The sequence below is a fragment of the Rickettsia monacensis genome (genome assembly GCF_000499665.2).
GTDB classification, from domain to species: domain Bacteria; phylum Pseudomonadota; class Alphaproteobacteria; order Rickettsiales; family Rickettsiaceae; genus Rickettsia; species Rickettsia tamurae.
The window spans coordinates 1,279,346-1,292,420 of record NZ_LN794217.1 but is presented as its reverse complement, the minus strand read 5'-3'; the positions used below and the strand labels follow the sequence as shown (position 1 = coordinate 1,292,420).

Below are 13,075 nucleotides of genomic sequence, written 5' to 3'. Positions count from 1 at the left end.
AATGCCGAAAAGAGTGTTACAAGGCGTGGTTATAAGTTCAAAAGCTGATAAGACGGTTACAGTAAAAGTAGAAAGAAAGTTTAAGCATCCTATTTATAAAAAATTCGTGAAAGTATCTAAAAAATATGCTGCTCATGATTCAGAAAATAAATATCAAGCAGGAGATAAAGTTAGTATAATTGAAAGTCGTCCTATCTCAAAAACCAAAACATGGATAGTGGTAAATGGGGAATAAAGTTTTTTAATCTTTGACTTTATAAGGTAGATTGTTTATTTTATCTTTCGTGTATAAAAAATTGGAAATAGTTTATGATTCAAATGCAGAGCATCTTGGAAGTTGCAGATAATTCCGGTGCTAAAAAAGTTATGTGTATTAAAGTTTTAGGTGGCTCTTACCATATGGTGGCAAAGCTGGGTGATGTTATAGTTGTATCTGTTAAAGAAGCTATACCCGGCGGTAAGGTTAAAAAGGGTGATGTTTATAAAGGCGTGATTGTTCGTACAAAAACCGGAGTAGTAAGACCTGACGGTAGTACAATAAAATTTGATAAAAACGCATTAGTGCTTTTGAATAAACAAGATGAACCTATCGGTACTAGAGTTTTCGGTCCTGTTACAAGAGAACTTAGAGCGAAAAAATATGTTAGAATAATGTCGCTTGCAGAGGAAGTGTTATAAATGATTAAATTAAAAGTAAAAAAAGGTGATGAAGTTGTTGTTATTACCGGAAAGCACAAAGGAAAAAAAGGTAAAATATTAAAAGTTTTTCCTGAGGACAGTAAAGTAATTGTTTCTGGAGTAAATTTAGTAAAAAAGCATACTAAACCTAATCAAATGAGTGAAGGCGGGATAATAACTAAAGAATTACCTATACATATCTCAAATATTGCACACATCGATCCAAAAACTGGTAACCCTACCAAAGTAGCTTTTAAATTCTTAGAAGACGGTTCTAAGGTTAGAGTATCAAAGAAATCAGGGGAAATTATCGGCAAGGAAGGTAAATAATGTTAAGATTTAAAGAATTATATCAGCAAAAAATTATTGAATACTTACAAAAAGAATTTTCTTATAAAAATAAAAACGAAATACCGCAAATTAAGAAAATTGTTATAAATATGGGAGTAGGGGAAGCAATAGCCGATTCCAAAGTAATTAATAATGCAGTAAATGATCTTACTTTGATTTCCGGTCAGAAGCCGGTTGTAACGTTAGCAAGAAAATCTATTGCAACCTTTAAGTTACGCGAAAATATGAAAATAGGCTGCAAGGTTACATTACGTAAAGATAGAATGTATGATTTTTTAGAAAGGCTAGTAATTGTTGCGTTACCTCGTGTTAAAGAATTTCGTGGTTTTTCTTATAAAAGTTTTGATGGTAAAGGAAATTTTACTTTTGGATTAAAAGAGCAGATAGTTTTTCCTGAAATTAATTACGATAAAATCGATACAATAAGGGGTATGGATATTACAATCGTTACATCTGCTAAAACAGATAAAGAAAGTAAGTTTTTGTTATCAGGGTTTAATTTACCTTTTTATAATTAATTTTTTAGGATATATATAATGGCAAAAGTAAGTTCTATAAAAAAGAACGAAAGTAGGAAAAAAAAATCACAAAGTTTACATAATAAACGTTTAGCGTTAAAAAGTAAAATTTATGATAAAAATATTTCATTAGAAGAGCGTTTTTCTTTGGTAATGTCGCTTGCACAATTACCTAGAAATTCATCATCTACTAGAATAAGAAATAGATGTGAGCTTACAGGTAGACCAAGAGGTGTTACAAGAAAATTCGGTATATCGAGGAATAAGCTTAGGGAATTAATAGGTAGAGGCTTAGTTCCTGGTGTAGTTAAGTCAAGTTGGTAAAAGTCGATAGGTAAATAATATGTCAATGACGGATAATGTAGCAGATATGTTAACTAGAATTAGAAATGCTTATAAAAGTAAATTAATAAATGTTTCTTTTCCTAGTTCTAAAATTAAAACTTCAATTTTAGATGTTTTGCAAAAAGAAGGTTATATAAAAGATTATGTAACTACTCAAAAAAATAATATTAGTTATACTGAAGTAGCTTTAAAATACTCTGTTAACGGTGATGCTTCTATATGCGAAATTCATAGAGTATCAAAGCCCGGAAAAAGAGTATATTCTGCTATTAAAGATTTGAAAGGATATTATAATAATATGGGTATATATATTCTTTCTACTCCTTACGGTGTTATGTCTGATAGAGAAGCTCATATTAAAAATGTCGGCGGCGAAGTAATTTGTAAAGTATTTTAAGGTAAAAAAATGTCACGTGTTGGAAAATTGCCGATTACTATACCTGAAGGTGTAAAAGTTGGTTTAAATGATTTAGAAGTAAAAATATCCGGACCTAAAGGCGAATTATCAAAAACTTTTAAAGGTAATATAGCAATTTCATTGGCAGAAAATAAGCTTTTAGTAAAACCTTTAGCCGCAAATAAAAATGCACGTACTATGTGGGGTACTGCAAGAAGCATAATATCAAATATGGTTACCGGCGTTAAAGAAGGGTTTAAGCTTAAACTCGAAATTAACGGAGTCGGTTACAGGGCAATGATAAAAGGTAAATATTTAAATTTAATGCTTGCTAAAAGCCATAATACAAAAATTGAAATACCTTCAGATATTAAAATAGAGGTGCCTAAGCAAAATATTATTATTCTTGAGGGAACAGATAAAGAAAAGTTAGGACAATTTGCTTCAATTATTATAAAACAGAGACCACCTGAGCCTTATAAAGGAAAAGGGATTAAATTTGAAAATCAATTTATACCGCGTAAAGAAGGTAAGAAAAATTAAATTTAAGAGTTAAATATGCGTAGTGCTAAGCTAAAATTTGAAAAAAGAAGAAGTAGAATAAGACATAAAATATCTAAAACATCTAATAGAGTTAGATTATCGATATTTAAGTCAGGTAGACATATATATGCGCAAATTATTGATGATTCTAAATCTATAACGATTGCTTCTGCTTCAACTTTAGATGAGAAATTAAAAAAATCTCATTGTAATATTGAAAATGCTATCAAAGTAGGTGAAGAAATAGCAAAAAAAGCTGATTCTGCAGGGATAAAAGAAGTAGTATTTGATAGAGGCGGATATAAGTATCACGGTGTTGTAAAAGCTCTAGCTGATGCAGCTAGAGAGAAAATAAAATTTTAGGTTATAAGGTTGTAGTAATGTCTAAAGTTAAAAAAAATGAAGAGACTTTAAGTGAAGTTTTAGTTGATGTAAATAGAGTTACAAAAGTAGTAAAAGGCGGTAGAAGATTTGCTTTTTCTGCTTATGTAGTTGTCGGTGATAAAGCCGGCAGAGTCGGAGCGGGACACGGAAAAGCTAAAGAAGTAAACGAAGCTCGAGGAAAGGCAAAACAAGCCGCTAAAAAGAGAATGATGAAAGTGCCTTTATATCAAAATAGGACTATTCACCATGATGTTGTGGGTAAAAGTGGAGCTGCTAAAGTGATTTTAAGAAGAGCTAAAGCAGGTACGGGCGTTATAGCCGGAGGGTCTATGAGAGCAATTTTTGATTCTTTAGGCGTTCATGATATTGTTGCTAAATCAATAGGTTCAACGAATGTTTACGCAATGATTTCTGCAACATTTGATGCATTAAATAAACTTGCATCACCAAAATCTATTGCTATGAGAAGAGATAAAAAAGTAAATGAAATATCTGTAAAATCTTCTGATATTCAAGTTAATGAATAATGTTGCGTAAGTAAGGTGAAGTTATGAATAATAAGATCAATAATATAAAAATTACTCAAGTTAAAAGTGCTATAGGTCGTAAGTATGATCAAAGATTGACATTAGTTGGGCTTGGTTTAAACGAAATTAATAAGACTATTATTCTTGAAAATACTAATTCAATCAAAGGGATGGTTGAAAAAGTAAAGCATTTGTTAAAAATAGAAAATATGTAATTAGAGTTTTTAAATGAAATTAAATGAATTATATAATAATATAGGTGCTAAAAAAAATAAGAAAAGAATAGCACGCGGTATTGGTAGCGGTAAAGGAAAAACCGGCGGTAGAGGAATTAAAGGTCAAAAATCTAGATCCGGCGTTGCAATAAAAGGTTTTGAAGGTGGTCAAACACCTATCATCAAAAGACTACCTAAAAGAGGGTTTAATTGTATTTCAACTAAAAAATACAATATAATAAATATTTATAATATTGAAGAAGCATTAGCCGATGGGCGTTTAAGTGCTGATGATACTATTACGAAAGAAAAATTGGTAGAAGTCGGAGTAGTTAATAATAAAAATAATAAGAAATTATTGAAATTATTATCTATTTGTAGTGATGATTTCGCTTCTCCTCTATCATTAAAATTAGATGCTTATTCTTCTAAAGCTAAGGATTTAATCGAGAAAGCAGGTGGAAAATTATTATAGTATATGGGGCAGAATTTTTCTAAAAAATCCGGTAATGATTTAGTTAGTCGCATTGTTTTTACTATTCTCATTCTTATAGTATGTAGATTTGGGTCTTTTATACCTATACCCGGTATAGATTCAATTGCTTTAAGTAGTGTGGCTGAAAAGAATCAATCCGGAATACTCGGAATGTTCAATATGCTATCTGGAGGATCGCTAGGTAGAATGTCCATTTTTGCTTTAGCAATTATGCCGTATATTACCGCCTCAATTATTATCCAATTAATGTCAGTTGCATATAAACCTTTGGAAAATTTAAAAAAAGAAGGGGAAGTCGGCAAAAGAAAAGTAAATCAGCTATCGAGATATTTAACGGTTCTGCTTGCTTCTTTTCAGGCGTATGGAGTTGCTCTAAGTTTAGAGTCAATTGTAACAAATACCGGTCCTGTAGTAATTTTAGCGGGTTTTTTCTTTAGAGTTACAACCGTAATTACTTTGGTTGTAGGTACTATGCTATTAATGTGGTTAGGAGAACAAATTACACAACGTGGAATAGGTAACGGTACGTCTTTAATTATATTTATAGGTATAATTTCGGGAGTACCTAGTGCTATTATTAGTATGTTTGAATTATCAAGAAAAGGAGCATTATCGCCTTTAATAGCGATAGCTGTTTGTATTGGAGTAGTTGTATTAATAGCTATAATTATATTTTTTGAAAAAGCCCAAAGAAAATTATTGGTGCAGTATCCTAAAAGACAAGTAGGAAATAAAATTTATGGAGGAGAAGCAACGCATATGCCTCTCAAGTTAAATACTTCTGGTGTAATACCTCCAATATTTGCTAGTTCAATTTTACTATTTCCTGCTACGCTTGCTAATTTTTCTAATAGTAATTCAGAAACTATGGGCATGCTTACTTATTACTTAGGGCATGGAAAACCCGTATATATTTTATTGTATGTAGCATTAATTATGTTTTTTAGTTTTTTTTATACTGCAATAGTATTTAATTCTGAAGAAACTGCTAATAATTTAAGAAAATACGGTGCTTATATTCCGGGTAAAAGACCAGGGAAAAATACGTCTGATTATTTTGATTATATACTTACAAGGCTTACGGTTATAGGTGGGATATATTTAATTGTAATATGTGTAATTCCGGAGCTATTAATGAATAAGTATGTAATCTCTCTTTCTTTAGGAGGTACGAGTTTTTTAATTGTAGTGAACGTGGTACTTGATACTATGACTCAGATTCAAACTTACTTATTTAGTAGTAAGTATGAAGGTTTAATGAAGAAAGTAAAATTAAAAAATTAAAAATGAGCTTAAATAGTGATAGTAATTTTTTTAGGTCCTCCAGGAGCTGGAAAGGGAACACAAGGAAAAAAGATAGCTAAAAAAATTGATTTACCACATATAGCAATCGGTGATATATTTAGAACAATTATTAAAACATCAACTAGTGAAGCTGAGTTAATTAATAATTATGTTAAGCAAGGGGAGCTTATCCCTAATGAAATAGTTAATCAAGTAATCAAAAATTTTTTATTATCCTCTGAATATAAAAACGGCTATATATTAGATGGATATCCGCGTAATTTAGAGCAAGCGAAATTCTTTGAATCATTTATTAAAGAAAAAATTAAAATAATATATTTTGATGTTTCAGATGAATTATTAATTAAAAGAGTTTTAGGAAGATATAGTTGTAAAAATTGCGGTAAAATATATAATAGTTACTTCTTGCAGCCTAAAACTGATAATGTATGTGATGTTTGCGGTTCAAGTACATTTGATTATAGAAAAGACGACAATGAAGAAGTAATAAAAAAAAGAATTGAAGTATATAAAACAGAAACATATCCGTTAATAGATAATTATAAAAATAGTGGTAATTTTTATATAGTTAATGGAAGTAAAAATGAACAAGAAATAGAAATTGATATAAAGAAAATACTAAAAATAAATTGACTTTATAAAGATTTTTATATTATTTTCTAGTTACCAGTAAAATTTTGGAGATTATTTGTGGCAAGAATTGCAAGTGTTAATATTCCCGATAATAAACGTTTAGTTGTGAGTTTAACTTACATTTACGGTCTTGGACCTACTATGGCAGCAGAGATCTGTAATAAAGCAAAAATATCGAAAGATAAAAAAGTTAAAGAACTTACGGATCAAGAGTTAATAAGCTTACGTAATATTATTGAAAGCGAGTATAAAGTTGAGGGTGATTTAAAACGAGAAGTTACGCTTAATATTAAGAAAAAGAAAGATATAAGATGTTATCAAGGGCTTAGACATATACGTAAGTTGCCGGTGAGAGGACAGAACACGCATTCTAATGCTCGAACTAGAAAAGGTAAAGCTATTGCGATAGCCGGAAAGAAAAAAGCTGTAAAATAATAGTTTAAGTATAGAGTATAAATAATGAATCAGACGGTTAAAGTTAAGAAAAAGAAAAAAACTATCACTCTTGGTGTTGTGCATATCCGAGCATCATTTAATAATACTATAGTAACATTTACTGATATCCAAGGTAATACTATTTCTTCTGCATCGGCAGGAGGTAATGGGTTTAAAGGGGCAAGAAAAGCAACACCTTATGCAGCTCAAGTAACAATTGATAGAGCGTCGGAAAAAGCAAAAGAATATGGTCTAAAAACTATTTCTATTAGGATTGGAGGACCGGGAGCTCAGCGTGAATCAGCAATGAGAGCTTTATTCGGACAAAATTTTGTGGTTACATCAATTTTAGATGTATCGTCAATTGCTCATAATGGAGTAAGACCGCCAAAAAGAAGAAGAGTATAAGAGAATTATAGGTATTAAATGTTATCGTTAAGTAAAAATTGGAATACTTTAATAAAGCCGAATAAAGTCGCTTATGAAAATTTTCCGGAAACCAATAATAAAGCTAAAATTGTAGTTGAACCTTTAGAAAGAGGTTTTGGTTTAACACTCGGTAATGCTATGAGAAGAGTATTACTTTCTTCTTTACAAGGAGCAGCTATCACTTCTATAAAAATTCCTGCTATAGAACATGAATTTTCTTTTATACCCGGTGTAAAAGAAGATGTATCGGAAGTGATTTTAAACATTAAAGGTATTGAAGTAAAAATGCATGTTGCGGAAAAACGTATCATGAAATTAAAAGCAACAGGACCTTGTGTTGTAACGGCCGGTATGATTGAAACAGGTCATGATGTAGAAATACTGAATCCGGATCATGTAATTTGTAATCTAGCTAAGAACAAGCAGCTTGAAATGGAATTAACTTGTAAGGTTGGTAAAGGATATGTACTTAGCACAAATAGTTATGAGGATAATTTACCTATTGGTGAAATAGCTATAGATGCTTTATTTAACCCAGTAAAGAGTGTTACTTATAAGGTAGAAAATACTAGGGTAGGTCAGGTTACTGACTATGATAAGTTAATTATGTTTGTAGAAACTAACGGTGATTTATTACCTGAAATGGCTGTAGGTTTGGCTGCACGTATTTTACAAGAGCAATTACGATTATTTATTTCTTTTGAAGAACAGGAAGAAGATAAGCAAGTTAAAACTGATGCTTTACCGTTTTCACCTTATTTACTTAAGAGAGTTGATGAATTGGAATTATCGGTTAGATCGGCAAATTGTTTAAAAAATGATAATATAATATATATAGGGGATCTAGTAAAAAGAACGGAATCCGATATGCTGAGAACTCCAAATTTCGGTAGAAAATCTTTAAATGAGATTAAAGAAATATTGGCAAAATTTAATTTAAGATTCGGTATGGATGTACCGGATTGGCCACCGGAAAATATTCAGGAATTATCTAAACGTTATGAAGATTCTTATAATTAAGGACTAATAAAAATGCGACATAAAATTAAAGGTAGAAAGTTAAATGTAACAAGTAGTCATAGGCAAGCAATGCTCGCTAATATGGCTGTAGCACTTGTAACCCATGAACAAATTAAAACTACTTTACCAAAAGCTAAGGAATTAAGACCTTACATTGAAACTCTAATTACTAAAGCTAAAAAAGCTGATTTAACGGTAAGAAGAAGCGTTTTATCAAAAATAAAAGATAAAAAAGCAGTAGAAAAGCTTATAAATATTTTAGGTACTAGATATAAAGATAGACCTGGCGGTTATACTAGAATAATAAAAGCCGGATTCCGTTATGGTGATTTAGCACCGATAGCATATATTGAATTTGTAGATAGAGATATTAATGCTAAAGGAAATATACAGCAAGATGCTAATGAAGAAATTAAAAATTAAAATATAAGGGACTCGGTAATGGCTAATCATTCTTCAGCAAAAAAAGCTGCTAGACAAACAGTAAAAAGAACTCTAATCAATAAAAAAAGATCTAGTGCAATAAAAACTTTTATAAAGAAAGTTGTACATGAAATCAGTCTTGGTAATAAAGAAAATGCTAACTTAGCTTTATCTGTTGCTCAGTCTAAGATAATGCAAGGTGTGAAAAAAAATATAATTAAATTAAATACCGCCTCAAGGAAAATCAGCAGATTATCAAGACAAATAAAAAGTTTGAATGAAAGTAAATAACACTTTATAGGTAATTTAAAAGCAAAAACTAATAAAATTTTGCTAAATTATTTATATATACTTCTTATTAATTATAAATAATGTTATTTTACTAATTAATAAAAAATATGGGCGATTAGCTCAGCTGGTAGAGTATCTCGTTTACACCGAGAGTGTCGGCGGTTCGAGTCCGTCATCGCCCACCAATCAAAAGTTTTTAGTATTTCAACGAAAACATCAAATGTTGGAATATATTTAAACAACAAACTAACTTAAGCGAATTAAATTTGAAGTAACAGATTTTTAACTCTAATAATTATACCGAACTTTTTCAAATGATTCAAAATGTGTCACTCCCCAGTAGAACGCTATACCTACCGGTATCATAATAAGAAGAATTCCTTAAGTTCCTAATATATTTACTAAGTAAGCTATGCCAAACGAAGTAACTACGTATATAAAAATTGATGAAAATGCATAAATAAGAGTAGTAAACGTAAATCTTTTAAATATTGGAAAGTTTTTATAAAGTATTGATGCAGCAGTACTGGTAGTTATACTTGTCATAACTAATAGTAATTGAATTTTATGTAAAAGTAAAGAATTGATCTGACAGTTAAGGATTGTTGGGTACGAAGAAAAAAGATAAGATAGTACCTGGCAAGTTTTAACAACCTACTAAAAAGGAGACTGTCAGATGACAACATATCAAGAAAAAATCATAAAGCCAAGAATCGGTTTATTAAAACTCGCTGAACAATTAGGGAATGTATCACAAGCTTGCAAAGTAATGGGTTATAGCAGGGATACATTTTATCGTTACAAAGAGCTCCATGATCAAGGTGGGGAGGGGGGAAGCTCTATATGAGATGTGACTAGACGTAAAGCTTGCATTAAGAATCGTGTGCCCGCAAATATAGAGGATGCTGTAGTTAATATAGCTGTTGAATTTCCAGCATTTGGTCAGGAACGTGCTGCTAATGAATTACGCAAGAGTGGGATAATCATTTCTGGTGGCGGAGTTAGATCTGTGTGGTTACGTCATGATTTAGAAAGTTTCAAAAAACGTCTAAAAGCTCTAGAGACTAAAGTAGCAAATGATGGTATTGTTTTAAGTGATAATCAACTTGCTGTTCTTGAAAAAGTTAAAAACCAACGTGAAGCTAGTGGTGAAATAGAAACTATGCACCCTGGCTACCTTGGTTCACAAGATACTTACTATGTTGGTAATATTAAAGGCATAGGCCGTATTTATCAGCAAACTTTTGTCGATACCTATTGAGGAGTAGCTATTTGTAAACTCTATACCGAAAAGACGGCTATTACAGCTGCAGACCACTTAAATGATAAGGTTATTCCATTCTTTGCAAACCATGATATCCCTCTGCTTAGAATATTAACTGATAGAGGTACGGAATATTGTGGAAAACCAGAAAACCATGCTTACCAACTATATCTTGGCATTGAGAATATCGATCATTCCAAAACTAAAGCATATAGTCCTCAAACCAACGGTATCTGTGAGCGTTTCCATAAAACTATGCAGGAAGAGTGCTATCACATTCTATTCCGCAAAAAATTTTATAATTCACTTGATGAATTGCAAACAGATATAGATAACTGGCTTGTGAGTTACAATAATGCAAGACCTCATTCCGGTAAACATTGCTTTGGTAAAACACCAATGCAATCTTTTACAGATTCACTTTATATTGCTAAAGATAAAAATATTGGTAATATTGGTAATATAGATAAAAATATTGGTAATATAGAGAGAATATCAGACAATTTGATGATTGCCCATCAAGCTGCCTGATTACTCAACTCTGTCAGATTAAGTCGTAACTTGTACATTTTAATATTACTCCTTTCATACATCGATCACCTATTAATTTCTTTACTTCTCTATTCTCTGCTCTTATTGCTTACCAACTTAAACCTAATAAACCATGTATTTCTTATCCATAATCGGGGTTATATAATTATTGTTAATTAGCTTTCCATCTTTTCCGAATTCCTCTAAAATATTTTTTACTCTGCGTTTTGTATCTACAAAGTCCGGGGTTTCTCTAAGCTTAGTACGTGCTACTCCTTCTACTAAGGCAATTAATGCACCTATTTTCCAAAAGCATATCTCCAATTAAATCCTTCAATAGTGCTAAAAGATGCGATGCCTAAGCTGCCACTCCTCCTAATGCGGCTAAAAAAGCTAATATTGATACAACGACATATTGTAAGGGTGGCTTTATTGCTTCGGTAAAATAAATTTCTGCTCCTGTTATTTCCCCCATAGAAGAAATCCCTTGAACTATACGGCAAATTATCATTATACAGGATGCTAACTACTCCTATTTGATTATAAGTAGGTAATAGTGCCATTACTATACAAGAGCAAGCCATCATAAGAGTAGTTATAACCACTGTCGATTTACGTCCAATATTGTCACCTATCCACCCAAATATTAAAGCACCTATAGGACGAACTACAAATGTTATACAAAAGACAGAAGCAGCAGCAAGAGAATCGTATTGAGGAAAAAATAATTTGTTAAGAAGTACAGCCATATGTACATAAAGCATAAAGTCAAAATATTCAAGAAAAGTACCTATAGATAGCAAGGCAATTGATTCTTTCTGTTGTTTTGTCAAACTTCTTTGTTCTTGTGCATAGCCTAGCATAAATTCTTTAATAAAAGTTAAATTGTAAAGAAATCTATACTGTTTTATATAAAAGTTAATAGGAATTTTCGCTTTACACGATAAATAAGAAAGTGAAGTGCAACTTATTATTAATTTATATTATCAATTTTATAAATATAATTGAACCTAGTTTAAAGCAATATGTCCGTGTACCTGAGCATTCATCACAAGCCCAAAGCCGATTAGCATGGATGCGATCATTGTTCCGCCGTAAGAAATAAACGGTAAAGGTACACCTACTACGGGAAGCAAGCCCATAACCATAGCTATATTAATAAATACGTGACTAAATAAGATTGAAGTGATACCTATTACCATTAATTTACTAAAAATCTTTCGGCAATTTGCGGCAATTAATAAAGAAATAGTTATAAGTGCAAAATATAATATTAGTAAAAACATTCCTCCTATAAAGCCGAATTCTTCAGCGAAGGTAGCAAAGATAAAGTCTGTTTGATGTTCGGGAAGAAAATCTAAATGGCTTTGACTGCCTTGATTTAAACCCCGTCCAAATAGGCTACCTGAACCTATAGCGATTTTAGACTGAATAATATTATAGCTAGCACCAAGCGGATCATGTTCGGGATCAAAAAAAACCATTACCCGTTTTTTTTGATAATCATACATCATATTCCAAGCAATAGGGAGGCTAATAAGAGCAGCAAGAGCTAGCATTATAAAATATTTTATTCTAAAACCTGCTGCAAAAAATATAATTGCCGAAACAATTAAAACAATCATTCCTGTACCTAAATCCGGTTCTCTAATTATTAGAAAAGCCGGTATTAAAACTCCTATAATAGGTATGATAACTTTGTGAAATTTTATAAGATCATCAATTGTTAGTGAATGGAAATATCTAGCAAGCATTAGTACAACGGCGATTTTTATCGGTTCGGAAGGTTGAAGCTTAACTATACAGATATCGATCCATCTTTTACCGCCCATGGCAGTTGAGCCAAAAAGCTCCACGGCTACTAGTAAAGCGAGTACGCAAAAATAAAAGATATACGATAACCTAAATATTATTCGTAAATCAATTAATGCAATAATAATAGCTAAAGGCAAGAATATACAAAAATTTATAATTTGTTTGTAAGCCCAAGGCTGCAAATTACTATTCGCTGCAGAATAAAGCACAATGAAACCAATACAGCAAATTAAGCTAATTAGTAAAATTAAAGTAATCGGTAATTTTTGTAATTGTTCTAGATAATTTTTATGCATGTGGTTTTTTATATTTATTTTGTCATACCGTGGAGGAGGACGGCATTGTTTGTGTGGATCGGTTTCACCACTGTCACCCCGTGGCTTGTCCACGGGGTCTATATTAGTATTTTTAGTTGTTTTACTGGATATCGGGGACAAGCCACGGTATGACAATGTGTGCTTTTTTTTGATCTACG

The 13,075-nt window shown here is 31.4% G+C and carries 21 protein-coding genes, 1 tRNA gene and 1 pseudogene; 20 read left to right on the top strand and 3 right to left on the bottom strand.

Annotated features, from left to right (window positions below):
• Position 1 precedes the first annotated feature (1 nt).
• The 20 genes and pseudogenes from rpsQ to RMONA_RS06725 all read left to right on the top strand — a co-directional run bounded on the left by rpsQ (position 2) and on the right by RMONA_RS06725 (position 10,785).
• A complete protein-coding gene (gene rpsQ / locus RMONA_RS06820; RefSeq protein WP_023507975.1) occupies positions 2-235 on the top strand; it encodes a 30S ribosomal protein S17 in 234 nt (77 codons plus the stop codon).
• A 74-nt stretch (positions 236-309) separates the two neighbouring features.
• Entirely contained in the window at positions 310-678 is a 369-nt protein-coding gene (gene rplN, locus RMONA_RS06815; protein ID WP_023507976.1) for a 50S ribosomal protein L14, read from the top strand.
• The gene (rplX, locus tag RMONA_RS06810; RefSeq protein ID WP_023507977.1) at positions 679-1,008 is read left to right on the top strand and encodes a 50S ribosomal protein L24; all 330 of its coding nucleotides are present in this window, start codon (positions 679-681) and stop codon (positions 1,006-1,008) included.
• Positions 1,008-1,547 (top strand): 50S ribosomal protein L5, encoded by a 540-nt coding sequence (gene rplE / locus RMONA_RS06805; protein ID WP_023507978.1) that lies wholly within the window; start codon positions 1,008-1,010, stop codon positions 1,545-1,547. Before rplX ends, rplE begins: the two co-directional genes overlap by 1 nt.
• An 18-nt stretch (positions 1,548-1,565) precedes the next feature.
• On the top strand, positions 1,566-1,871 hold the full coding sequence (gene rpsN / locus RMONA_RS06800) for a 30S ribosomal protein S14 (RefSeq protein ID WP_008580947.1): 306 nt from the start codon (positions 1,566-1,568) through the stop codon (positions 1,869-1,871).
• A gap of 19 nt (positions 1,872-1,890) precedes the next feature.
• Positions 1,891-2,289: a 30S ribosomal protein S8 gene (gene rpsH / locus RMONA_RS06795; RefSeq protein WP_011270641.1), complete on the top strand. Its 399-nt coding sequence runs from the start codon at positions 1,891-1,893 to the stop codon at positions 2,287-2,289.
• Between the two features lie 9 nt (positions 2,290-2,298).
• Positions 2,299-2,832, top strand: a complete 534-nt coding sequence (rplF, locus tag RMONA_RS06790; protein WP_023507979.1) for a 50S ribosomal protein L6 — start codon at positions 2,299-2,301, stop codon at positions 2,830-2,832.
• Positions 2,833-2,847: 15 nt separating this feature from the next.
• On the top strand, positions 2,848-3,195 hold the full coding sequence (gene rplR / locus RMONA_RS06785) for a 50S ribosomal protein L18 (protein WP_023507980.1): 348 nt from the start codon (positions 2,848-2,850) through the stop codon (positions 3,193-3,195).
• 17 nt (positions 3,196-3,212) lie between these two features.
• On the top strand, positions 3,213-3,743 hold the full coding sequence (rpsE, locus tag RMONA_RS06780; RefSeq protein WP_011270644.1) for a 30S ribosomal protein S5: 531 nt from the start codon (positions 3,213-3,215) through the stop codon (positions 3,741-3,743).
• A gap of 23 nt (positions 3,744-3,766) precedes the next feature.
• Positions 3,767-3,958 (top strand): 50S ribosomal protein L30, encoded by a 192-nt coding sequence (gene rpmD / locus RMONA_RS06775; protein ID WP_023507981.1) that lies wholly within the window; start codon positions 3,767-3,769, stop codon positions 3,956-3,958.
• Between the two features lie 13 nt (positions 3,959-3,971).
• Positions 3,972-4,433: a 50S ribosomal protein L15 gene (gene rplO, locus RMONA_RS06770; protein ID WP_023507982.1), complete on the top strand. Its 462-nt coding sequence runs from the start codon at positions 3,972-3,974 to the stop codon at positions 4,431-4,433.
• Between the two features lie 3 nt (positions 4,434-4,436).
• Entirely contained in the window at positions 4,437-5,738 is a 1,302-nt protein-coding gene (gene secY, locus RMONA_RS06765; RefSeq protein ID WP_023507983.1) for a preprotein translocase subunit SecY, read from the top strand.
• Positions 5,739-5,753: 15 nt separating this feature from the next.
• On the top strand, positions 5,754-6,392 hold the full coding sequence (locus RMONA_RS06760; protein WP_023507984.1) for an adenylate kinase: 639 nt from the start codon (positions 5,754-5,756) through the stop codon (positions 6,390-6,392).
• A 57-nt stretch (positions 6,393-6,449) separates the two neighbouring features.
• Positions 6,450-6,827, top strand: coding sequence for a 30S ribosomal protein S13 (gene rpsM / locus RMONA_RS06755; protein ID WP_023507985.1), 378 nt, complete (start codon positions 6,450-6,452; stop codon positions 6,825-6,827).
• Positions 6,828-6,851: 24 nt separating this feature from the next.
• Positions 6,852-7,235, top strand: coding sequence for a 30S ribosomal protein S11 (gene rpsK, locus RMONA_RS06750; RefSeq protein ID WP_008580920.1), 384 nt, complete (start codon positions 6,852-6,854; stop codon positions 7,233-7,235).
• Positions 7,236-7,253: 18 nt separating this feature from the next.
• Complete coding sequence (locus RMONA_RS06745) at positions 7,254-8,276, top strand: DNA-directed RNA polymerase subunit alpha (RefSeq protein ID WP_023507986.1); 1,023 nt, start codon at positions 7,254-7,256, stop codon at positions 8,274-8,276.
• 12 nt (positions 8,277-8,288) lie between these two features.
• The gene (gene rplQ, locus RMONA_RS06740; protein WP_014409457.1) at positions 8,289-8,699 is read left to right on the top strand and encodes a 50S ribosomal protein L17; all 411 of its coding nucleotides are present in this window, start codon (positions 8,289-8,291) and stop codon (positions 8,697-8,699) included.
• Positions 8,700-8,717: 18 nt separating this feature from the next.
• Complete coding sequence (gene rpsT / locus RMONA_RS06735) at positions 8,718-8,990, top strand: 30S ribosomal protein S20 (protein ID WP_014365557.1); 273 nt, start codon at positions 8,718-8,720, stop codon at positions 8,988-8,990.
• Positions 8,991-9,099: 109 nt separating this feature from the next.
• Positions 9,100-9,175: transfer RNA gene (locus RMONA_RS06730), tRNA-Val, on the top strand.
• A 491-nt stretch (positions 9,176-9,666) separates the two neighbouring features.
• A pseudogene (locus RMONA_RS06725) lies at positions 9,667-10,785 on the top strand (IS481 family transposase).
• Positions 10,786-10,908: 123 nt separating this feature from the next.
• Here the strand turns inward: RMONA_RS06725 and RMONA_RS10630 are convergent.
• The 3 genes from RMONA_RS10630 to rodA form a co-directional block, all read right to left on the bottom strand.
• Positions 10,909-11,109, bottom strand: coding sequence for a hypothetical protein (locus RMONA_RS10630; protein WP_023507991.1), 201 nt, complete (start codon positions 11,107-11,109; stop codon positions 10,909-10,911).
• Positions 11,085-11,648, bottom strand: coding sequence for an MFS transporter (locus RMONA_RS09460; protein WP_023507992.1), 564 nt, complete (start codon positions 11,646-11,648; stop codon positions 11,085-11,087). The genes RMONA_RS10630 and RMONA_RS09460 overlap by 25 nt, the downstream gene beginning before the upstream one ends.
• Before the next feature lie 147 nt (positions 11,649-11,795).
• Positions 11,796-12,896 carry a rod shape-determining protein RodA gene (gene rodA / locus RMONA_RS06715; protein WP_037231596.1) on the bottom strand — a complete coding sequence of 367 codons (1,101 nt, stop codon included), beginning with the start codon at positions 12,894-12,896 and terminating at the stop codon, positions 11,796-11,798.
• Positions 12,897-13,075 lie beyond the last annotated feature (179 nt).

Excerpts from the sequence above, each read along its gene's own strand:
- rpsQ (WP_023507975.1), top strand. The coding sequence starts at position 2 with ATGCCGAAAAGAGTGTTACAAGGCGTGGTTATAAGTTCAAAAGCTGAT.
- rplN (WP_023507976.1), top strand. The coding sequence starts at position 310 with ATGATTCAAATGCAGAGCATCTTGGAAGTTGCAGATAATTCCGGTGCT.
- rplX (WP_023507977.1), top strand. The coding sequence starts at position 679 with ATGATTAAATTAAAAGTAAAAAAAGGTGATGAAGTTGTTGTTATTACC.
- rplE (WP_023507978.1), top strand. The coding sequence starts at position 1,008 with ATGTTAAGATTTAAAGAATTATATCAGCAAAAAATTATTGAATACTTA.
- rpsN (WP_008580947.1), top strand. The coding sequence starts at position 1,566 with ATGGCAAAAGTAAGTTCTATAAAAAAGAACGAAAGTAGGAAAAAAAAA.
- rpsH (WP_011270641.1), top strand. The coding sequence starts at position 1,891 with ATGTCAATGACGGATAATGTAGCAGATATGTTAACTAGAATTAGAAAT.
- rplF (WP_023507979.1), top strand. The coding sequence starts at position 2,299 with ATGTCACGTGTTGGAAAATTGCCGATTACTATACCTGAAGGTGTAAAA.
- rplR (WP_023507980.1), top strand. The coding sequence starts at position 2,848 with ATGCGTAGTGCTAAGCTAAAATTTGAAAAAAGAAGAAGTAGAATAAGA.
- rpsE (WP_011270644.1), top strand. The coding sequence starts at position 3,213 with ATGTCTAAAGTTAAAAAAAATGAAGAGACTTTAAGTGAAGTTTTAGTT.
- rpmD (WP_023507981.1), top strand. The coding sequence starts at position 3,767 with ATGAATAATAAGATCAATAATATAAAAATTACTCAAGTTAAAAGTGCT.
- rplO (WP_023507982.1), top strand. The coding sequence starts at position 3,972 with ATGAAATTAAATGAATTATATAATAATATAGGTGCTAAAAAAAATAAG.
- secY (WP_023507983.1), top strand. The coding sequence starts at position 4,437 with ATGGGGCAGAATTTTTCTAAAAAATCCGGTAATGATTTAGTTAGTCGC.
- rpsK (WP_008580920.1), top strand. The coding sequence starts at position 6,852 with ATGAATCAGACGGTTAAAGTTAAGAAAAAGAAAAAAACTATCACTCTT.
- RMONA_RS06745 (WP_023507986.1), top strand. The coding sequence starts at position 7,254 with ATGTTATCGTTAAGTAAAAATTGGAATACTTTAATAAAGCCGAATAAA.
- rplQ (WP_014409457.1), top strand. The coding sequence starts at position 8,289 with ATGCGACATAAAATTAAAGGTAGAAAGTTAAATGTAACAAGTAGTCAT.
- rpsT (WP_014365557.1), top strand. The coding sequence starts at position 8,718 with ATGGCTAATCATTCTTCAGCAAAAAAAGCTGCTAGACAAACAGTAAAA.
- RMONA_RS09460 (WP_023507992.1), bottom strand. The coding sequence starts at position 11,648 with ATGCTAGGCTATGCACAAGAACAAAGAAGTTTGACAAAACAACAGAAA.
- rodA (WP_037231596.1), bottom strand. The coding sequence starts at position 12,896 with ATGCATAAAAATTATCTAGAACAATTACAAAAATTACCGATTACTTTA.